14 protein-coding genes and 1 pseudogene are annotated in these 20,441 nt (G+C 61.2%); 9 read left to right on the top strand and 6 right to left on the bottom strand.

What is annotated here, in order from left to right; all coding sequences use genetic code 11:
• Positions 1-12 precede the first annotated feature (12 nt).
• Both BLS27_RS01190 and BLS27_RS01185 read left to right on the top strand, forming a co-directional pair.
• A complete protein-coding gene (locus tag BLS27_RS01190; RefSeq protein ID WP_043215586.1) occupies positions 13-918 on the top strand; it encodes a LysR family transcriptional regulator in 906 nt (301 codons plus the stop codon).
• Complete coding sequence (locus tag BLS27_RS01185) at positions 906-1,727, top strand: aldo/keto reductase (protein ID WP_043215584.1); 822 nt, start codon at positions 906-908, stop codon at positions 1,725-1,727. The genes BLS27_RS01190 and BLS27_RS01185 overlap by 13 nt, the downstream gene beginning before the upstream one ends.
• A 50-nt stretch (positions 1,728-1,777) precedes the next feature.
• Here the strand turns inward: BLS27_RS01185 and BLS27_RS01180 are convergent, their stop codons facing one another.
• The 4 genes from BLS27_RS01180 to lexA are packed head-to-tail and all read right to left on the bottom strand — an operon-like array spanning position 1,778 to position 7,517.
• Entirely contained in the window at positions 1,778-4,879 is a 3,102-nt protein-coding gene (locus BLS27_RS01180) for an error-prone DNA polymerase (RefSeq protein ID WP_425262091.1), read from the bottom strand.
• Positions 4,855-6,273, bottom strand: coding sequence for a Y-family DNA polymerase (locus tag BLS27_RS01175; protein ID WP_090342499.1), 1,419 nt, complete (start codon positions 6,271-6,273; stop codon positions 4,855-4,857). Before BLS27_RS01175 ends, BLS27_RS01180 begins: the two co-directional genes overlap by 25 nt.
• Before the next feature lie 6 nt (positions 6,274-6,279).
• The gene (gene imuA / locus BLS27_RS01170) at positions 6,280-6,900 is read right to left on the bottom strand and encodes a translesion DNA synthesis-associated protein ImuA (protein ID WP_090342495.1); all 621 of its coding nucleotides are present in this window, start codon (positions 6,898-6,900) and stop codon (positions 6,280-6,282) included.
• Complete coding sequence (gene lexA / locus BLS27_RS01165; protein WP_182818904.1) at positions 6,900-7,517, bottom strand: transcriptional repressor LexA; 618 nt, start codon at positions 7,515-7,517, stop codon at positions 6,900-6,902. Before lexA ends, imuA begins: the two co-directional genes overlap by 1 nt.
• Positions 7,518-7,886: 369 nt before the next feature.
• Between lexA and BLS27_RS01160 the strand changes: the two genes are divergently transcribed.
• The 4 genes from BLS27_RS01160 (at position 7,887) to BLS27_RS01145 (ending at position 13,152) form a co-directional block, all read left to right on the top strand.
• On the top strand, positions 7,887-8,288 hold the full coding sequence (locus tag BLS27_RS01160) for a hypothetical protein (protein WP_090342491.1): 402 nt from the start codon (positions 7,887-7,889) through the stop codon (positions 8,286-8,288).
• The gene (locus tag BLS27_RS01155; protein ID WP_090342488.1) at positions 8,285-8,602 is read left to right on the top strand and encodes a hypothetical protein; all 318 of its coding nucleotides are present in this window, start codon (positions 8,285-8,287) and stop codon (positions 8,600-8,602) included. The genes BLS27_RS01160 and BLS27_RS01155 overlap by 4 nt, the downstream gene beginning before the upstream one ends.
• Before the next feature lie 632 nt (positions 8,603-9,234).
• On the top strand, positions 9,235-9,540 hold the full coding sequence (locus tag BLS27_RS01150) for a hypothetical protein (RefSeq protein ID WP_090342485.1): 306 nt from the start codon (positions 9,235-9,237) through the stop codon (positions 9,538-9,540).
• 417 nt (positions 9,541-9,957) lie between these two features.
• Positions 9,958-13,152: a tetratricopeptide repeat protein gene (locus BLS27_RS01145; RefSeq protein ID WP_208599398.1), complete on the top strand. Its 3,195-nt coding sequence runs from the start codon at positions 9,958-9,960 to the stop codon at positions 13,150-13,152.
• 742 nt (positions 13,153-13,894) lie between these two features.
• On the opposite strand, the gene BLS27_RS01140 is transcribed toward BLS27_RS01145, so the two are convergent.
• Positions 13,895-15,493 (bottom strand): hypothetical protein, encoded by a 1,599-nt coding sequence (locus BLS27_RS01140; RefSeq protein ID WP_208599397.1) that lies wholly within the window; start codon positions 15,491-15,493, stop codon positions 13,895-13,897.
• Positions 15,494-16,122: 629 nt separating this feature from the next.
• Positions 16,123-17,112 carry a DNA-binding protein gene (locus BLS27_RS01135; RefSeq protein ID WP_090342482.1) on the bottom strand — a complete coding sequence of 330 codons (990 nt, stop codon included), beginning with the start codon at positions 17,110-17,112 and terminating at the stop codon, positions 16,123-16,125.
• A gap of 172 nt (positions 17,113-17,284) precedes the next feature.
• Between BLS27_RS01135 and BLS27_RS23930 the strand changes: the two are divergent.
• From BLS27_RS23930 to BLS27_RS24370, 3 genes and pseudogenes are all read left to right on the top strand, one after another.
• Positions 17,285-17,425, top strand: a pseudogene (locus BLS27_RS23930) (integrase); the annotation flags it as partial.
• 113 nt (positions 17,426-17,538) lie between these two features.
• Positions 17,539-18,213 carry a TetR/AcrR family transcriptional regulator gene (locus tag BLS27_RS01130; RefSeq protein WP_090342478.1) on the top strand — a complete coding sequence of 225 codons (675 nt, stop codon included), beginning with the start codon at positions 17,539-17,541 and terminating at the stop codon, positions 18,211-18,213.
• 586 nt (positions 18,214-18,799) lie between these two features.
• On the top strand, positions 18,800-20,419 hold the full coding sequence (locus BLS27_RS24370) for a methyl-accepting chemotaxis protein (protein ID WP_015270433.1): 1,620 nt from the start codon (positions 18,800-18,802) through the stop codon (positions 20,417-20,419).
• Positions 20,420-20,441: the final 22 nt, after the last annotated feature.

Below are 20,441 nucleotides of genomic sequence, written 5' to 3'. Positions count from 1 at the left end.
ATCGGGTTCGTCATGAACGTCAAGCAGTTACGCGCCTTCATCACCGTGGCCAAGTACCAGAGCTTCGCCCAGGCCGGCGAACATCTGCATGTCTCCCAGCCGGCCTTGAGCCTGACCATCAAGGCCCTGGAGGACAACCTCGGCGGTGCGCTGTTAACCCGCACCACCCGCAGCGTCAGCCTCACCCCCGAAGGTGAAGTGCTATTGCCCTTGGCCCGGCGCCTGCTGGCAGATTGGGATGACACCGAGGAAATGCTACGCCAGCGCTTCACCCTGCAATTGGGGCGGGTCTCGGTGGCGGCCATGCCCGCCTTTGCCGGCAACCTGCTGCCGCGCTCGCTGAAGGTGTTCCGCCAGCGCTACCCCAAGGTCAACGTCACCGTGCATGACGTGATCAACGAACAGGTGCTGGAGCTGGTGCGCCATCGCCGCGTCGAGCTGGGTATCGGTTTCGAGCCGGAAAACCTCGACGGTTTGCGTTTTCATCCCCTTTATCTGGACCGCTTCGTGGCGGTGGTACCCGCCGACTCGCCACTGGCAAGCCAACCTCAGGTCACCTGGCAGGATCTGCTGGCCCAGGATTTCATTGCCTTGCAGCGTCCTTCGGCGGTGCGTCTGCTGATGGAGCAGAATGTAGCAGCCAGCCACGGCAAACTGACTGCGGCGTTCGAGAGCCATCAACTGTCGACCGTAGGTCGCATGGTCGCCAACGGCCTGGGCGTGAGCGCCGTGCCAGCGCTGTGCATCAACCAGATGCAGGAGCTCGGCGCGCGCTGCGTGGCCCTGGTCGAGCCCCGCGTGGAGCGCCGCATCGGCGTCATTGCCCTGGCCGACCACAAACTTTCCACGGCAGCGCAAGCGTTGCTCGACGTCGTGCTTTCCCACACCGATCCACAGGAGGTGACATGCGTTTCGTGAATCTGGCAGACGCCAGCGTCCCGGCCATTGGCCAAGGCACCTGGTACATGGGCGAGGACCCACGACACAAGGCCGCCGAGGTGGCCGCCCTGCAACAGGGCATCGAACTGGGCCTGACACTGATCGACACGGCGGAGATGTACGCCGAAGGTGGCGCCGAGCAGGTGGTCGGCCAAGCCATCGCCGGACGCCGAGAACAGGTATTCCTGGTCAGCAAGGTCTACCCGCACAATGCCAGCCGCCGCGGCATTCCCGCTGCCTGCGAGCGGAGCCTGACGCGTATGGGTACCGACTGCATCGACCTGTACCTGTTGCACTGGCGCGGCCAGTATCCGCTGGAGGAAACCGTCGAAGCCTTCGAGCGCCTGCGCGAGCAGGGCAAGATCCGTCGCTGGGGTGTGTCCAACTTCGACCTGGAGGACCTGCTCGAGCTGGACAATCCCGACTGTGCCACCAACCAAGTGCTGTATAACCCGGCTCAACGAGGCATCGAGTTCGATCTGCTGCCATGGAGCCAGACACATCGATTGCCGACCATGGCCTACTGCCCGCTGGCCCAGGCCGGGCGTTTGCTGCAACACCCGGTACTGGCCGAGATCGCCGAGCGGCATGGGGCCACACCGGCCCAGGTGAGCCTGGCCTGGGTGACGCGCAACGAAGGCGTCATCGCCATCCCCAAGGCGGTGGAGCCACTGCATGTGCGGCTCAACGCGGCGGCGGGCGAACTGAGCCTGACCGACGAGGACTTGCAGGCGATCGACAAGGCATTTCCGGCGCCGACGCGCAAGCAGCACCTGGCGATGGTCTGAGCGTTCTTCGGGGCTGCTTGGCCCGGCGCTCTCCGCGATCGGGTTCGAGGCTAGTGAAAATCCCGGCTGCGCACATCCAGCCCCTGCAACAAGGGGCTGATGTCCTCAAGGCGCCGGGCAATCAAGTGGCGGACGCCCTTCTCCTGCTCCAGCCGTCCGCTCACCTTGAGCAGTTGCGACCCGACCAGTGCCCTGCGTTGGCGCTCAGCCAGGTCACGCCAGACCACTACGTTGACCATGCCGTGCTCATCTTCGAGGGTAACGAACGTCACGCCGCTGGCGGTCTGCGGCCGCTGTCGCCCTACCACCACGCCGGCCACGGCGATGCTGTCCCCATGCTCGACATCCGCCAGCTCGGCAGAGCTGCGACATCCCAATGCCCGAAGATTTCGTCGCAACAACGCCAGAGGATGTGGCCCTAGGGTCGTGCCCAGGGTGGCGTAATCGGCAAACAGGTCCTCGGCCACGCTCGGCACCGGCAACTCCACCGCCACTTCTGGCGCAGCCTCCACCTGGGCGAACAACGGCAGTTGCGCCTGCACGGCCGCCACCTGCCAACGTGCCTGATGACGGTCGCGAGCCAAAGCACGCAAAGCACCGGCATCGGCCAAGCGGGCACGGGCGCGGCTGTCGAGCTCGGCGCGCAAGCACAAGTCCTCGACATCACGCCAGGGCTGACGCGCCCTCGCCTGCTCAAGGCGTCGGGCATCGGCCTCGCTGAACCCGCGTATCTGCCGCAACCCCAGGCGAATCGCCAACGCGCCCTCACCGTGCGGTTCCAGGGTGCAGTCCCATTCGCTGTGGCACACATCCACCGGTCGCACCTCGATGCCCTGGCGACGCGCCTCCTGCAACAGCTGATCAGGGCTGTAGAAGCCCATGGGCCAGCTATTGATCAGCGCGCAGGTGAAGATCGCTGGCTCATGGCACTTGAGCCAACTGCTGGCATAGCAGAGCAAGGCGAAGCTGGCGGCATGGGACTCGGGGAAGCCATAACTGCCAAAGCCCTTGATCTGCTCGAAGATCCGCTCGGCAAAGGCCCGCTCGTAGCGGTTCTTCAACATGCCATTGATCAATCGTTCACGGTGCGGCTCCAGGCCGCCGTGGCGTTTCCAGGCAGCCATGCTGCGGCGCAACTGGTCCGCCTCGCCCGGGGTGTAGTCGGCGGCGATCATGGCCAGCTCCATCACCTGCTCCTGGAACAACGGCACCCCGAGGGTACGCTCAAACACAGCTTCCAGTTCGGGTGAGGGATAGGTCACTTTCTCCTGCTTCAGGCGTCGGCGCAGGTAGGGGTGGACCATGTCACCCTGGATCGGCCCGGGCCGGACGATGGCCACCTCGATCACCAGGTCATAGAACTTCTTGGGTTTGAGGCGCGGCAGCATGGCCATCTGCGCCCGCGACTCGATCTGGAACACACCCATGGTCTCGGCGCGGCTGATCATGGCGTAGGTGGCGGGGTCTTCCTTGGGGATAGTCGCCAAGGTCAGGTGCCGGTCTCGGTGACGGGCCAACAGGTCGAAGCAGCGGCGCAAGGCGCTGAGCATGCCCAAGGCCAGCACATCGACCTTGAGCAGGCCGACCAGGTCGAGGTCGTCTTTGTCCCACTGGATCACCGTGCGCTGCGCCATGGCGGCGTTCTCCACCGGCACCAGGCGGTCCAGCGGCTGCTGGCAGATGACGAAGCCCCCTGGGTGCTGCGACAGGTGCCTGGGAAAGCCGATCAGCTGGCCAGCCAGCACCAGGATGCGTTGCAGCGAAGGGCTCTGTGCCTCGAAACCCGCCTCGGCCAGGCGCTGGACATCGGGGATGCGGTCGCTCCAGCGCCCGCAGCACTTGGCCAGGGCGTCGACCTGGTCGGCCGGCAGCCCCAGGGCCCGGGCCACATCACGTATCGCGCCGGCGGCATGGTAGGTGTTGACCACTGCCGTGAGCGCCGCCCGGTCACGGCCATAGCGACGGAACACATACTGGATGACCTCTTCCCGGCGGTCATGCTCGAAGTCCACGTCGATGTCCGGCGGCTCGTTGCGCTCACGGGACAGGAAGCGCTCGAACAGCAGCCGATGCTCCATCGGGTCCAGTTCGGTGATGCCCAGCACGAAACACACCACCGAGTTGGCGGCAGAGCCCCGCCCTTGGCAGAGGATGCCCTGTTTGCGAGCGAAATCGACGATGTCGTAGACGGTGAGAAAGTAGCTTTCGTAACCCAGTTCGGTGATCAGTCGTAACTCTTTGTCCAAGGTGTCCAGCGCCTTGCGGCTGACACCTTGCGGCCAGCGTTCGGGCAAGCGCGACTGGCACAGATGGCGCAACCAGCTGGCGGGGGTGTGTCCTTGCGGCACCACTTCGCTGGGGTACTGGTATTTCAGCTCATCCAGGCCGAAGCGACAGCGGTGGGCAATGACCTGGGTTTCGGCCAGCAGGTCGGGCGGATACAGCTCGCCAAGCTCGGTCAAGGTGCGCAGGTGACGCTCGCCATTGGGGTACAGGTAGCGGCCGGCCTCTGCCAGGGTGCAATGCTGGCGGATTGCGGTCATGCAGTCCTGCAGGGCGCGCCGGCCCCGGACATGCATATGTACGTCGCCGCACGCCACCGCGCGAATCCCCACCTGGCCCGCCAGGACGTGCAGTTGTTGCAGACGCCGGGCATCGTCGCACCCTCGATGCAGGTGCACCGCCAGCCACAGCCGCTCGCCGAACAGCGACTTCAGCCATAGCCCATTGGCCGGTGCATCCCCGGGCTGGGCAACCCACAGCGCCAGCAGGCCCTGGCAATGGGCTTGCAAGTCCTCGCGGAGCAATTGGTAGGTGCCTTTTTCCGACCGGCGTCGCGCCCGAGTGATCAGTGCGCAGAGGTTCTGGTAGCCCTCGAGGCTTTCGACCAGCAGCACCAGCTTGGCGCCCCCATGAAGCTGTACTTCGCTCCCGACGATAAGCCGTACACCCTCCTGCCGGGCTGCCTGCCAGGCGCGGACGATGCCGGCCAGGGTGCATTCGTCGGTGATCGCCAGGGCCTGGTAACCCAAGGCCTTGGCCCGCTTGAACAGCTCGTCGGCACTGGAGGCCCCGCGCTGGAAGCTGAAATTCGACAGGCAATGCAGCTCGGCGTAATCCAACCCACTCATGCGAACCACCCCTGCAGCCACAACTGCCCGGGCTTGCTCAGGTCGTCATAGGCCCACCCCTGCAAACCATCACGGGTCTCTATGCGGTAGTAGTCACGACGCACGTCGCCGCCGTCCCACCAACCCGACTCGATACGCTCGGCCCGCCCCAACCGGCGCAAACCTGCTTCGCTCAGAGGCTGGGGCTCAGGTAGCAGCCAGCCAGGGCGGCTGCCTGGCGCGACCGGCAATACGCCCAAGGCCCCCTGCTCCACCGGCTGCCAAGCGCATTCGGGACGGTGATCGGCTTCGGCGCTCAGCGCCTTGACCGCATCGTCGCCCAGGCGCGCCCGCAGGCGTTCGCGCAGCTGCTCCCAGGGTTGGGCCTGTTGGGCCCGAGGGTCGAACAGTGCCTGGTGCTGGGGCACGAAAGGTGGCAGGTCCTCGGCCAGTAAACGAAGGTTACGTACCGGCGCAGGAATGCGCAGCGACTCCAGGCGCCCGCGTGCCAGCTCGAACAGCCTGGCAGCATCGCGCTCGGCGGCCAGCAGACCGACCTTGAGCTCGGTCGCCGGCCCTTGGGCATGTTCCAGGTACAGGTGGAAGCGCTGGACGCCGCAGTCCCGCCCCGCGAGAAAGACCGCCAGGTCGCTCAGCAGACGGCGCAAGGGGAACAACAACGCCTGGTGCGATTCGACATCGAAGTTCAGCTCCAGCCGCACCTCGAAGCGCTCCGCTGGTTGATGGTAGGCCAGGCCCAGGCTGCGCAGGCCGAGCAACTGGTCCAGGTGCACCTGCACCTGGGCGGCAAAGCGCCGGGCCAGCGCATCGCGTGGCAGGGCCAGGACTTCACCGAGATGGCGCAGCCCCATGCGGGCGAACGCCGTCGCCGCCTCCGGGGGCAGACCGATCTTGTCGACAGGCATGCATGCCAGGGCAGCCCGGGTATCCTCCACCGTCATCACTGCCAAGCCGTCATGACCATTGGCGAGCACGCGCGCGGCCACCGGGTTGGTGGCCAGGACAATACGGTGACGCAGCCCCAGTTCGTCCAGCTCCAGACGCAATCGAGCCTCGAACGCCGGCCAGGGCCCGAACAGCCCCAGACTTGAACCGACCTCCAAGAGCAATGCCCGCGGGTAGTGCCGACTGACCTGGCCACTGAAGCGGTAGGCCCAAGTGGCGAGCAACTGCTGGAGCTGCTCGATGCGCGCAGGGTCGGCCTCCACGCACGTGAAGCCATCAGCCAGGGCACGGGCGGTCGTGAGGGTTTGCCCGGCCCGCAGCCCCAGCGCCGCAGCCGCCGCATTGACCGATTGCACCACCCGCCGCTGCTGCGGCCCGCCGATCAGCACCAGGGGGGCGCCAGGGTCGTCACGCTCACGCAGGACGCTGTCCAACGCCAGTTGCGGAAACACGATACACGCCCACAGCATGCTGCATCAGCTCCGCACCGGGCAGGCGATGGGCGCTGCCGGCGACAAGCCGCCACGGCATTTGAGCACCCGCCATTGGGCAGGCCGGGTGTCGATGGCAATACGCAAGGCTGCTGGCGAAGGATTGTGCAAAGCCTGCTGCCCGCGGCAGACGAACGCCAGGGCCTGCCCTGTCTCGGCAGCCACCTGCAAGCGCCGCAGGGCTCGGTCATCGGCACGCCCAGGCCAGCACAGCACGGCCGCGCAACTGCCGGAGCGCAGGCACTGCTCGGCGGCCCACAAGGCTTCGGCCGCAGGGGCCTCGACCTGGGCCAACCAGCGCAGGTCGACACCGGCCGCCTGCCAGGCCGGCGCATAGGGAATGAACGGTGGTGCCACCAGCACCACCCGGCCGCCTTCACCGGTCAGGCGCGCCAGGCTTGGCCAGAGCAATTGCAGCTCACCGCAGCCAGGACTGGCCAGCAGCAGTTCCGTGAGTGCAGCAGCCGGCCAGCCGCCTTCGGGCAGCCGATCGTCGAGCGAGGCATGGCCGGTAGGCTGCAGGCCCTGAGGCCGTGCCTGGACCTGGCGCCCGCGCCAGATCCGACGCTGGTCAAGCAGGCGATCGAGGTCGACTACCGCGCCCATCAGTCACGCCTCAGCAGGCCACAGAACACGCCTTCGATGACGAAATCCCGACCCGACGCCACATCGATTGGCGCATAGGCAGGGTTGCGTGGCAGCAGGCGATAGCCTCCGGGGATGCGCTGAAGGCGCTTGATGGTCACCTCGCCATCCAGGCGGGCGACCACGATCTGCCCGTCGCGGGCCTCGCCCTGCTGGCGGATGCCGACCAGATCGCCATCGAAAATGCCGTCGTCGACCATCGAGTCGCCGCGCACCTTGAGCAGGTAGTCGGGCGTACGACGGAACAGGCTGGGGTCGAGCAACAGCTGCTCGTGGATGTCCAGGTCGGGACCGATCGGCGCGCCCGCCGCCACTTGGCCAAGCACCGGGATTTCGAGGATCTCGGGCCGACGCAGCGGCTCGGCCAGCCGGATGCCGCGGGCCTGGTTGGGTGTCACGTCGATGAAGCCGGCCTGGCTCAAGGCGGTGATGTGCTTGCGCGCCACGCTGCGCGAGGCAAAACCGAAGCGCTGGGCGATGTCGGCCAGGCTGGGGGGCTGGCCGTGATCGGCGATGCGCTCGCGGATGAATTCGAGAATGGCGCGGCGTTTGGGGGTCATGTTATCCATGGAGTACATTTGTACTCTTTTCGGCGTACAGTGAACAGCCCCCTTCGTCGTCCGGTTTGAGTGATCAGAACTGAAAAGGCCAAAAAACGGTAAATCAAACCCCCAAATCGACCCTACCGCACATTCCCTAAACATTAGTTCCAGGCCGCCCACCACCATCGCGTGGTCTTAGTCGTTCCGCCTGGCTCTCTTTGTGTCTACTGTGTCATCGGGGGATGCTCCTAGGCCGTTGCGTGAAAGCTCCACATCCGTGGCGTACATACGATTCCGCTGAACGACCGCCCTTGCCACGTCGACCATAAAAGCCACACAGCTATGGCTTTGCTTACTGTTGATTTGGGGGCATGCTGTTAACAAAGGTCGCGAGGGGAACAAGTCATGAACCAAGAGGCATTTCAATTAAGCGCGCTGTCAGCTGCTGAATTGGCTGATTACCTACGCAACACGAAAGGGACGACCTCTCCAGGGGAGCGTTACGCCAGGGTTTTTGGCCTCAACCCAGCTGAGTTTGACGTTTACCTCGCTACGTATCGCAAAAGCCAGTCAAATGGTGCAATCAAGACTGACTCCGAAGCAGCGCCACGCTTCATAACAGATGTCCTACGTGTGGTTCTGACGGTGACTGAGACAGGTGCGACTATCGAGCAAGCAATTGGTTGGTTCCGCCAAGATCAATTGTTAACTTTCGAGGGGCGAACTGCGGAGCAACTAGTCAGTCAGGGCCAAGTTGAGCAGGTGCTGCAATTTCTGGCTTCCTGGCAGGCCGGGAGTCAAGGATGAGTAACGACGCCTACCTACAGACCGGCCAGCAACCCAACTATCACTTATGCTATCGAACCATCCTTTGCGCCATGGATGAGCGATACGACATACGCGGCTATGTACTGGCGGAAATGGTGAAAACATGTCTGAAGCACCGAGCCTGCCTATCTGCGGCACAGCGCGAGTGCTTTATGCGATATGCGCAACCGGAGGCGATCACCTATCTCGAACACCTAACGGCCAAATTACTGTTTGGCCCACATGGACGCTTTTCACCTAAGGAGTATCATTATTCAAAAACAGCAGATCTCAATCAGTTTCTAGGCATCTGATGAAAAATGAAAGAGCTTGTGCGCAGAACATCGGGCAGGATAAAACTCGTACTTATTCGGGAGCCGATTAATCGGAGTAGCATCCGAGAGCTGTAAGAAAGGGGAAATGGTACAACCTTGATCAGCTAGCGCCGTTTTGCACTAATCTGGAACCCGTTCACCATTATCCGCCAGACAAAGAAGGCGAGGTGGTTGGGCCTAGGCATTTTGTCTTTCACTATAGGCTAGCGGGCCGTAACGTCCGATCAGCCGCACATCAGTAATGACGCGATGGTCCCAGGCGGCATCCCCAATCTTGCGCTCAAATCAACGGGCAACGATTTCGCCCAGTCGGCGTCAAGATAGTCGCCTTGAGTGACAGCGACACGCATCGCTAAACGGGCCTGACGCACGCGATCCTGGGTTGCTATGCTGAGGAATTGAACAAGCTGATGGCCTGCACGATGCCTAGGTGGATGCTGTCGGCATTGGCCTGCTCCGCAAAGGTTGAGACTCGAACCCCCGCAGGGATGAGATGGGTACGACGGATGTCTGGAGCAATCAAATGCTGCTCAGTAGCGTAATGCTTAGTAAGCCCAACAAATGATCCGCTCCATTTTATGCTGAGTAAATGCCGCGATTGAGGTGGGACTATGAAAATCTTTGGTCGAGTTGAAATCGACGCAGTGACAGATGTTCTTTGTGATGTATGCGGTGTTAGTGCCCGGCTGGTTGACGGTAATTTCCAATATGGGAGACTCGAAGCACATTGGGGCTACGGTGCTTCTCATGATGGCTCGCGTTACGAGGTGCACTTATGCGAGTCCTGCTTCTTTGCCACCCTAGCGTATCTCAAGCAAGAACGGAGGACTTCCAATTTGTTTGGGGAAGATTCCCAATTATCTAAGGACGAGCTGGGCTTGTTGTCTCAAGATGATTTTTTTCGCGATGTCCACTGACACGCCCAGGGATATAGATCAAAAAATCAAACACACTAGTGTGCTTCGCAGGTCGTAGAGAGACAGGGGATCGACACAAGCAAAAAACCTCGTCGCGCATTGAAACGGACCTGCACGCACGGAGGAGATTCTGATCAGTGCTCGGTCTGCTAACCCTTGACTAGGCGTAATGCCTGCTGCACTGATGCACCGACTGAAACGTTTAACCGCTGGCGCACGTTGAGCTTGCCCTATCTAAGTCGCAGGGCACGGGCGCCTTACAGTGATATTTATGGTTAGGATGGCACATCAGACGTGATGTTTCGTTGAGTCGCAATCTGCCGTACAGTGCTGCATGAGGTTTACTAGAGGCTGGTTGACGCATTTTTGAAAGTTCTATAACAATCGCTGATTATCTACCGATCAATGAGGCGCGTGATGCATAGATTCGCTGGAGATGCGGTAAACAGTCCATCGCAGTTCATGCGCCAACTCCGGCCAGAGCTCTATTCGGACTCTAGCGACCAATTCGAGCATGGCCTCAGGGCCGAGATACTGTCGCACCATCTCGAAACCATTACCGACCGCAACGAGACACACGACTTCGAACTTTTCTGCCGCAAGCTGTGCGAGCGGACGATCTGTCCCAACCTCAGGCCAGCAACCGGCCCGGAGGGTGGTGGCGACAGCAAGGCGGATACCGAAACCACACCCGTGTCGTCAGAAATCCAAACGCTCACCTACATCGGTGAGGCTAACAGCGGTTGCGAGCGCTGGGCGTTTGCCTTCAGCGCGAAAAAAGCCTGGGCAGACAAGGTCAGGGCGGATGTCGCCGGCATCATGGATACCGAGCGTGGCTATCAGAAAGTCTTTTTTGTCACGTCCAGGCCTGCCCGCGCCAAGGATAGAGCCCGGCTGGAAGACGAACTCAGCGACAAGTATGGCGTGCAGGTCGTCATCCACGACCGCAGCTGGATCATCAAGGAAGTCATTGAAAACGGCCGCCAGGACCTCGCGTACAATTACTTGGGGATTGGCGAGCAAATTAGCACGCGAGCGCTGGGTCCCACAGACTACTCACGCCAACAGCAGCTTGACGACATTGAACGCGCATTGAGCGAGCCGGCGGGATTCGTCGGCAGGGAAATGGAACGCGCCACAGAAGCCCTGGTAGCGGCGAAGCTTGCGCGCGGGTTAGAACTGCCGCGATTTGAAGTTGACGGCAGGTTCCAGCGCGCAGTCCGCCTCGCTGACGATGGAGGCGCCCTACGCCAGCAATACGCGGCACGCTACGAAGCGTTGTGGACCGCGTTCTGGTGGTATGACGATATCTGCACACTGCTGGACGGCTACGACAGCTTCGAAGCCCGGGTCATCGATAGCGACCATGCCGTCAACCTTGAGCTGCTGTGTAATCTCGCCCAGCTGCTATACAGCCTGGTAATCCATGGCGTGCGTACGGCCGAGCAAGTCAAGCTTGAGGCTCGCGTCGGTCGATTGGTCGACAAATTGGAGGCGCTGGCCAATGACACCAGCCGACCCAATAACGCCCTGGAAGCGGCAACGTCCGCGTTGGTGTTCCAAGTCAACGCGGCGGTCCTTGCCAAAGCACCCGAACGTCTGGTTGCGATATGGCCGCGCTTTGGTGACATCCTCGGCAAGGCGGAATGCCTGGGCGAGTATGACGCCGAGCGCTTGAGCCGCATGATCGAGGTCTTCGGCCACGTGGCCGGGACCGATCGCGGCTATCGTAGATTGGTGGACCAATTGTCCGATTTCGTCGTGAAACGCACGGGTGAAATTCAGGCCGCGCGGATATTGCTCAATCGATCGAGGCAATTGGAACTGGATCAAAACATGGAGTTGATCCGCCTGTTAGGTAAAGCCGTGCTGCTGCTCTCCAAGAAGGAAGAAGTCGACCGTTTGGTCGATGCACAGCTGCAATTGGGGCTGGCTTACCAGAGCGCAGGTCTGCATTGGGCGGCTCGTGCCAGCTGCACCGGCGCTGCAACTGCGCTTTTTATCGAGGCGGAGACCACTGGTGCGCTCTCTTCCCAGTTGTTTCCTGCGTTAATGAACACTGCCTGGCAAGCGCTTCAACTTAAACACCTGCCCGAGATGCTTAAGGCGCTGCAGCTCGCCAAAGGGTGCTTGAAAGCGGTGTCCTGTGATGACACCACGCGGCAGCGCGCGGATACACAACTCGCGGATTTCGACCGGCTCTTCGCCTGCCAGTTGCTGAATTTTGCTGCTGATGAGGCTCCACGCCTAGCGATACTCCCTGATGTTCTGCTCGCGCTCGACCTGCCCATCAGCAGGTTCACATTGTTATATTTGCTCGGCTATGAACACCTGTTGCGTGAGGAAGGTTGGGTTCCACAGGACGAATCCACTGAAAATATCGAGAAGTTCTTCAGCTTTTTGGCGAGCCAACCGTGCGTGAAAGAAGCTTGGCGTCCTGTGATTCTGAACGATGGCCATCACCAGGTCTTAGCTACCAAGGTGCTCGGCATGCAGGTGAACGTCATCCATCAACCCTCCGACACCGCCATCACGGTATCTGAAGCGATTGCAGGGACCCTAGAAGCATTCTTCGCGACTGCTTTTGAGGTGGAGGCCTATGCGCATGCCGAGCTGTTCGAGATCGAGGTTGTGGAAACGGATGGACCACAGGTCGACGTGCACATTGATCTTGAGCGTATGCGGGCCACCGTCGTCTGGCCTGCCGGTGTGTTTCCAGGTGCTCCACCCATGCACGCCCAGTTTCTGGATCTATTGCTGCGCGTCGCCACCAACGTTTTCACGGCAACCTGCCACATTAAAGAATTCGAAGTGGCGATTGAGCAGCTGTTCAAGTCCGATGCGGCCATGGGTCGCCTGGCGATGATCGGGTCTGTATGCAACAGTCGGGAGCGCATGTTCAATGGCGTTGCACGGCTGGACATGTGGAATGAGCGAAATCCCCACTGTTATGCGGCCAAACCTCACCGACCTCAGGTCAAACGCGAAACTGTGGCCGAGGCTCGCCTCGCTCAATCGGAGGAACAAAGCGGTAACACTGACTTTCCGGCGACGCTAAAGGACCACCGTCAGCTGACAGTGCGTTCCGTGATTGATGTTCACCTGTGGGATCGCGCCGGTTGGTTGGGGACCGCCTACGGCACGTTCAGCCACAACGCTCCACCCTTCATGGCACTCTTGTTCAAAGATCGCAGCAGTGCAATCAAGATTTTTGAACGCTGGCGCGATCGCTTCGGAGCGGTCGATAAAAACGAAGCCCTTCATATCAGCATCATCCGACAGCTGTACAATCAGCCAGCAACCCACTATGGGTTGGTCATTACATCAAGGCCCAGCGAAAGCGTGACGGACTCCCAGTATGAAAGCCTCGCATCACGCTCTATGACGATGACCCCTGAGACCGATATCAACCTTTGCAGATTTCTTGACGATCACCAGCGGGCAGGTTGTTACCTGCTGGTCCCGGCAGTGATGGAGCCTGAGCGGCCCCCAGAAATCATCAAGGATGTTTACCTCCTTAAAAGGAACTTGCATGTGAAGACAGCCGCCGAGGTTGGTCCCCATGACATGGAGCATCTGTTCCTGGTGTCCCGAGGGTATGCGACTACCTAGGCGCATCCCTCCAGGTGTTGCCGCTGACGGACTTGATAAACCCAGCTCGCCCTGAGATTACGCGCAGACGGGTACTGTCTGTGCATAGCGGTGGGCAAAGGTCAAACGGTGCATCTACGTGGCCGATGCTTGACAGTTATCCCCTCTCCTAAGCCTGTGTGGAGAGTTGCACTCCCCATGACTACCCGTTTGCGTTGCCACTGACCATTCATTTGCATTCGACCTGACCAGTTGTTTGCATCGGACTTGACCAGCGCACGGGGTGAGCCTTGACTGGCAGAAATCGACCAATAACTGCCTTCCCGGAGGACAGCAATCAGGCAGAAGCAGCCGGTCATCACTTAGTTTTGGTTGGCCGATTAAGGCTGTAACCGGTCATGGATATTTCTGTGCTGCCGACACGATTATCACCAGAGGTCATTCAGCGCGTCATGGGTTGATTGACCACTTGGCAGCGGTTACGCACCTGGCGGGACGAGAGCGCTATGACCGCTTGTACGACGCTTAAATCCGATGCGGTTCGAGAGCTGACGCCGGCGAAGTCAACTGACTTTGTTATCCAGTCGTGCCAGCAAGTGGTGCGCCGGATAGCGGGTACCCGCAGCGCTGATTTGAACGTGACGCGACTTGGTCAGCCGTCGAACGGCGAATCCATAACGAACACTGAATCCGCCGCCGGTTCCACGCCCTCATAAACGGCTACTGCGCCCAAGAATGGCGGCCTCCCCTCGCCTGAACTTGCCTACGATTGAGTGCTCGAAGCAGGCTGATAGACGTCAACACGCTTGTGAGTATGCTGGTGGTCCGCGTAGTACTCGTGCAGGTTGTGCGCCTCGGCCGACCGGTGATGAAAGCCACGCTCTCCCCACATGAGCCACACCAGCGCCTTGCCGGACTGCGTCAAGTAGCTGTCAAGAAGGTCACGACGCAGATAGCTGAAAGAACCACTGACCTGCGAGCCATACTCGCCGACTTCGCGGTACAGGGACGCCACGCCTGAAGCATCGTGCAAGTCCCATTTGCTGGCGCGATACCTGAGACTCAGAGCCTCACAGAGCAGTTTAGAAGGCAGGCTTGCACCGTTGTTCTGGTTCATCACGCTGTGGTAGCTCTCCCAGTTGTACTTCTGCACTGGGATGTCGACCGCGACGCCACTTTCTGACCACCGATCAGCGGACACCATGTATTCGGCGCGGTCGCCCTCCTGCTCATTAGCGTTAGGCAGACCCGGAATCGAGGAGAAAGGCATCTCACCCGCATAGGTGTAGTAGTAGCCTGGCTCCTCCGGAATAGCATCATTGCCGGGATACTCGAGACCGGTGAACAACATGCACAGACGGTCGACTTCTCCGCTGTCTACGAATAGACCGCGGAGGAAGGTAAAGACCTGTCGGTCATCAGCGGGAGCGTTTTGTTCGAGGAATCCGTCAAGTACTACCCACGGCCCGGTCACGCCATCAATCTCTGCAATCTCCAAGATGCCACAGTAGTCTGGTTGCGGCCCTCTCACTATCCAGTCACCAGCATCCGTCGGCTGACCACTGAACAAGTCTGGGAGCGGCAGGTCGATGCTCGCGGCCTCGAGCGGGAACGTCGGGTCGATGTCCGCATCTGAGGGGCGAGCGCCGCGTTCCTCAGCAAGAAGGCCCTGCACGTACCGTACCCCCCACATCTCGAAGTAAGCAATCCAGCCGTACTTCTTCCCGTACCTGTCGACCTTGTGCTTGTCATTACCCATACGAGGGCCGGAGTTCATTTGCTGGTCAACATCTTCGAACTGCTCAGGGTCATAGCCAAGTACCAGCATTCGCGAAACGAGTGCTGGCAGCACCTTCTGGTACTCTGGATTGCGGTCGTCGTAGTTCGACCGACGTGGAATCAGTCTCCCGATCGTATAGTTGCCGAAGTCCATTCGAATCGCCCCGCATTTCGCACGTTCGACCACCTCCGGAGCGTACTGCGGCATATTCGCAAACGGATTGGGTAGATGACTAAACGGTGGAAGGAGATGATCTGCCTCGTCCTCAGACATGCAAGCTGGATCCACCATCCTTGCGATGGCAATGATTCCCAAACAATACTGCTGGAAGAGAGCATGCCAAGTAGGATGCGTCGCGCTAGGCGCGAACATCGCTCGATAAATCTCACGCGCGAGGCTAGGCAGTGCCTCACGCATCTCCACAGCATTGATATCCGACCACGTGGTCAACGCTGCACCGTAGGCCGTGGCAAACATCCGCTCGGGGACGTATGGGTCTGAAACGGCAATTGACTCCACTGCCAGCCGGAAAAACTCCCTAGGCCGCTTGGCTGCGAATTCGTACAGGGTCTTGGTGGCCACGTCGCGCAGGCTTCTGGACGTCGACGTCAGCGTCCACATTACCCAGCGCGCTCGCCGGATCTCTCGCTCGTCTAGGTCCCCCAACTTCCACCTGATCGACAGGAATTCGAAGTCGTCTTTAACGTCCTCAGATCTCTCGCGAATTGCACCGTGCGCTCGAATGCTTCGATCATGCCAGGGCAGTGCGGAGTCGCAGCCCCCGCTTTCTGACCGATAATGGCCGTCGTGTCGCTAACGCCGAGTGGCTACGTTTGACCGACGATATCCGTCCTTTGCGAAGGACATCAATAGGTCGATTTCTGCCGATCACCGACGCGAATGTACTATTGTTTTGTCACAGGTCTCGGCCTGGTCAAAGATGCTCACCCGCTGTACCTCAAGCATTGCTATGACAGGTTCTAAACTCTCGCGACCGTTGTAATTCTCCGTAAAGAGCGCGTTCTTCACCGACCGGGTTACTTACACGGGGGCCTATCCCTTGATGCGAGAGATCGTCGCCGCGCTGCCAGAAGGTAGCGACTTGCTGAAACGTGCGCAAAGTGTGCTGAGCACCTCGGGCATGGTGTCGGGAGCGTATGGCTTTGCTGAACGGTATGGCGAGCGCCAGCCGCTACCGCGGCTGGCGCCGGTCAAGAACGCTGACGCCGTTTCTGCTGCAGGGTATCGCGCAACTGGCCTAACTGCACGTCCAGGGTCTGCGCACGAGCTTCGTGGGCTGCCGCGCTACGCTGCGCCTCCCCCAGCTCCACCTCGGCGCGCTGCAGGCGGTCCTGCAAAGCCTGTCGTTGCTCGCCCGCTTGCTGGGCGGTGAGGCGTGCCTGATCCCGCTGTTCGGTCAGTGCCACGCTCTGCGCCTGAGCAGTGCTGCGCTGTTCACACGCTTCGGCCAGGGCCTTCTGCGCGACCGCCAGTGTCTGTTGCACCCCCTGCAACTGACCTTGGGTGTCCTTGAGTTGGGCGCTCAGGCCCTTGCTCTCTTCGCGGACCCGATCAATCTCGCGATAGGCGCGGTCTTCGACATCGCGGGTATAGCGCTGTTGCTCAATGCGCGCCTGCTCGGCCTGTTCGCGGCTGTCGTGCAACTGCTGCCGCAGCTCGGCCACCTGCATCTGGGATTCGTCACGCTGCGTCTGCAGCGCGTCGCGTTGCGCGCGCAGGTCGTCGATTTGCGCCTGGCGCTGAACTAGCAGCTGTTCCAGATCGGCCAGGCGGGTTTCCACGCGTTGCCGTGTGTTGACGGCCTCAGCGGTTTGCTGCTGTGCCTGGACCACCTCCAGGCGGGCGCGGGCTTCCAGCGCTGCCAGTGTCTCGCGCTCCTCGGCCAGCACCTGGCGCTGGGTATCCAGGGCCTGCTCGGCGACACCTTGCGCCATCAGGGTGGCCTGCTGCCAAATGGCCACGAAGGCCTGCGCCACCTCCGCCGGCAAGCCGGGTAAGCGGGTTTCGCCGCGCAGGCGCCCGGCCAGTTGTTCCCACCATTGATCGAGCAAAGCACCGACCCGCGCCGGGCTGCCGCGTCCCAACTCCAGGCGTACCCGTTCCACCGTCGGCCGTTCGCCGCGGGCGAGCACCGCGTCTGCCGCGGCGAACACATCATTTTCTGGTACGCCTACTGCCATGCCCTAACCTCTCCCCATTTAGGTCTGATAATTAAATCTTATCCGAGCTAATCGTCATTAAACTTAATTAACAATACGGTATACGTGTCAAATAATACAATATATTAAGGATTGCCGTCTCAGTTCCACTGGCGGTGGATGCAGTGGCGCCTCGGTCGAGGCGTCTTCGCCGGGCACGGCGGCTAATACCGTGCGCAGTTACCAGAGCGCCCTCGCCTATTGGTCGGCCTGGCTTCAACTGCGCATCACCGGGCGCTCGGCGACGGCCCCTACCGTAGAGGTCGCAATGCAGTTCATCGTCGCTCACTTGGCCCACAAAGCTGGTAGGTAAAAAGCACGAGCCTCGCCACCCACTGACATCGCGCGCGTCGGCTGTGCTGTGGCAAACTGCCGGCTCTATTGGTTGTCCGATGAAATCGCCTCCCTATGCCTGAAGCACATCCCCGCCCTGCTCCCAACGTCAAGGCCAATGAATGCGAATCCGAACCGATTGCCCGTCGTGGGCGCCCGGTTGGCGATCGCGACGCCAAAAGGTCCGAGTTGCTGGCGGCGGCGATCGCGGTGATCGCGCAAGAAGGCTATGCCGGTGCCACCATGCGCAAGGTGGCGCAGCACGCCGGGTGCACCACAGGCGCGGTGACCTACTACTTCGCCAACAAGGAAGAAATGGTCAGTGCCGTTGCGCAGACCCTGTTCGACAAGGTCGACGCACTGCTGGACATCCACCTCGATCAGGTCGACATCAAGTCGCTCATTGAGCAGTGGCACCAATGGATCAGCCTTGACGAGCCAGGCAACTGGCTTGCATGGCTGCAACTGCTCACCCATGCCCGGCACCAGCCCGCGTTCGCCAGCGTCATCAAGCAGCGCTATACCAACTTCCGCGAGGTGGCCACTTCGGTGCTGGAGGCCGGCCAGCGCCAGGGCCAGGTCCGTGAAGATGTGCCGGCCGATGTGTTGGCCGATCACATTGCCGCGTTCAGTGATGGCTGGCTCATGATGCTGCCTTTCGAATCCGAGCCTGTCAGCGCAGAGCGCGGGAAGGCCTTGATTGACGCCTTCATTGTCATGATTTCTCCCCCTAAAACCGCCAAGTCCTAAGTCGCCTCCCGGTAAACCCGGCGCCTTCCCAGGAAGGCGTCACCCCACCAAACCGCTCGGTCTTCGCCGCCTTCCGTCGTCGCGCAACCGTCGCCCCGCGCCTTGCCGACCCAACCCAAGCACCAGGCCCCGATAGCGCCTGCCCTGCTTTTTTTGCAGGCTCTGGCGCCATTGCGTCTTGCATGTAAGCAAAACTCCTGTATTTTACAAAACACTTGATATAACAAATAAAACACAACCAAGTGGCAGGAGCGAAAATGGGCTTTAGCACCAAGACGCTGTCGCGATCCGAGCAGGCATGCCAGAACTGCCGGCTCCTTATTCCACAAAGACGCAGGTTGTCTGAAATGGACGACCTCACCTTCCCCCACCTCTCCCAACCTGGCCTCGGCCTGACCCTCCGCGCAAGCGGGTGGCCAATTCGCAACGGGGCACGGAGGGGCGCCATGATCACGTAACGCCAACTTCCGAAGGACAGCCCTTTGTCCGACGCGTAGCGATAGCAGGCCCTGCCAACAGCGCACCGGCTTTTGCGGCCCTGCTTGCCTGCGATTTGCCCTTCGTTCCGACGAGGCCCGCACAGCCCATGTTCAAAAAAATCTCGCTCACCTTGAAACTCTTCCTGCCACCCGCCATCGCCCTGTTCGGTCTGTTGCTGTTCGTGGGCTACACCGCGGTGCAACTGGACGACAACGACAGCCGATTGGTATCGCTCGAAAAGCAGCGCTACCCAACGCTGGAAGCTGCCGACAACGTGATCTTCCAGTTTTCCCGCCTGCCCGGCCTGCTCAACAGCGCCGTGGCAGCGGGCGAGCGGGACACCTTGGATGAAGCGAGCGACGTGCTGGCCGACGTCCATGCGCGGCTGCGCGACCTGGAACCGCTGACCGCTGAACGGGCCGACCGACACCGGGAGCTTCAAGCCTGGTCAGCGGCGATCAAGCGCTACGCCGATAACGCGCTCGCCTCCTCCGGCCAACTGCTCGACGGGGCCGCGTTCGATGATTTGCGCCCCCATTTCGACCGCATGGCCAGCGACCTCAAGAACGCCCAGGCGCTGGGCGAACAGTTTCGCAGCCACGCCTACGCCGACTTCCTGAGCAGCTTGACCCAGGTCCGCGCCGACAACGCCACCACCACGCATGTCGGCTACCTGCTCAGCTTTTGCCTGCTGCTGTTGGTCAGCGCCAGCGCGGCCTGGGTGATTCGTCAGGTCATGGGCAATGTCCGCGGCGTCATCGCGTCGCTCAGGACCATTGCCAGCGGCGATGGCGACCTGACCCGCCGCGTGCATGTCGACTCCTCGGACGAAATCGGCGAAATGATCGGCCTGTTCAACGGCTTGCTGGACAGCCTGCAAGGCACCCTGCGCCAGGTCATCGAAACCGCCGCGCCCCTGGAGCAGATGTCCCGCGAGCTGCACCGGCTCACCCAGGGCGCGGAGGACAGCGCGCGCTCGCAGCAGGAGCGCACCGAGTCCATCAGCAGTGACATCGACACCATGACCAACAGCATTCAAGAAGTGGCACAGCGCTCCGGACAGGCCTCCGAGCAAGCCAGCGCCGCGGCGCGCCAGGCGAACGAAGCCAGGCACAACATCGACATACTGTCCTCCAGCATCGGCGACCTGGGCAACAGCGTGCTCGGCTCGGTGCAGGCCATGGAACAACTGGAAGCAGAAACCCAGCATGTCGGCGCGGTGCTGACGGTGATCCGGAGCATCGCCGAACAGACCAACCTGCTCGCCCTGAACGCCGCCATCGAGGCGGCACGGGCCGGTGAGCAAGGGCGAGGCTTCGCCGTGGTCGCCGACGAAGTGCGCAACCTGGCCCAGAAAACCGCCGCTTCCATCGCGCAGATCCAAGACATCATCCAGCGCCTGCAAAGCAGCGCCAGCGGCGTCTTGCACGCGATGAACCTGAACGGCGAGAAGGCCAGGACAAGCATCGAGCGCTCAGAACATGCCACGCAGACCCTGGAGGCGATTACCAAGACCGTTCGCCAGATCGATGAGTTGAACGCCGGCATCGCCCGTTTCACCAACGAGCAGATCGGCCTTTCCCGTTCGATCCAGCAAGACACCGAGAAGCTGCAACAGGATACCCAGGCCACCACGCAAGGTGCCGACGCCACCGCACGGCTCGGTGAGCAATTGGTCGGTATGGGCAACCACCTTCGCAGCGCCACCGCTCAGTTCCGCATTTGACCCTTACCCACCACAAGAGCAG

Source organism: Pseudomonas guariconensis (assembly GCF_900102675.1).
Classification (GTDB): domain Bacteria; phylum Pseudomonadota; class Gammaproteobacteria; order Pseudomonadales; family Pseudomonadaceae; genus Aquipseudomonas; species Aquipseudomonas guariconensis.
This window is presented reverse-complemented; position numbering and strand designations above follow the sequence as displayed.

What these genes read in the sequence shown, in the direction of transcription:
- BLS27_RS01190 (WP_043215586.1), top strand. Translation starts at nt 13, where the DNA reads ATGAACGTCAAGCAGTTACGCGCCTTCATCACCGTGGCCAAGTACCAG.
- BLS27_RS01185 (WP_043215584.1), top strand. Translation starts at nt 906, where the DNA reads ATGCGTTTCGTGAATCTGGCAGACGCCAGCGTCCCGGCCATTGGCCAA.
- BLS27_RS01175 (WP_090342499.1), bottom strand. Translation starts at nt 6,273, where the DNA reads ATGCTGTGGGCGTGTATCGTGTTTCCGCAACTGGCGTTGGACAGCGTC.
- imuA (WP_090342495.1), bottom strand. Translation starts at nt 6,900, where the DNA reads ATGGGCGCGGTAGTCGACCTCGATCGCCTGCTTGACCAGCGTCGGATC.
- lexA (WP_182818904.1), bottom strand. Translation starts at nt 7,517, where the DNA reads ATGTACTCCATGGATAACATGACCCCCAAACGCCGCGCCATTCTCGAA.
- BLS27_RS01160 (WP_090342491.1), top strand. Translation starts at nt 7,887, where the DNA reads ATGAACCAAGAGGCATTTCAATTAAGCGCGCTGTCAGCTGCTGAATTG.
- BLS27_RS01155 (WP_090342488.1), top strand. Translation starts at nt 8,285, where the DNA reads ATGAGTAACGACGCCTACCTACAGACCGGCCAGCAACCCAACTATCAC.
- BLS27_RS01150 (WP_090342485.1), top strand. Translation starts at nt 9,235, where the DNA reads ATGAAAATCTTTGGTCGAGTTGAAATCGACGCAGTGACAGATGTTCTT.
- BLS27_RS01145 (WP_208599398.1), top strand. Translation starts at nt 9,958, where the DNA reads ATGCATAGATTCGCTGGAGATGCGGTAAACAGTCCATCGCAGTTCATG.
- BLS27_RS01135 (WP_090342482.1), bottom strand. Translation starts at nt 17,112, where the DNA reads ATGGCAGTAGGCGTACCAGAAAATGATGTGTTCGCCGCGGCAGACGCG.
- BLS27_RS01130 (WP_090342478.1), top strand. Translation starts at nt 17,539, where the DNA reads ATGCCTGAAGCACATCCCCGCCCTGCTCCCAACGTCAAGGCCAATGAA.
- BLS27_RS24370 (WP_015270433.1), top strand. Translation starts at nt 18,800, where the DNA reads ATGTTCAAAAAAATCTCGCTCACCTTGAAACTCTTCCTGCCACCCGCC.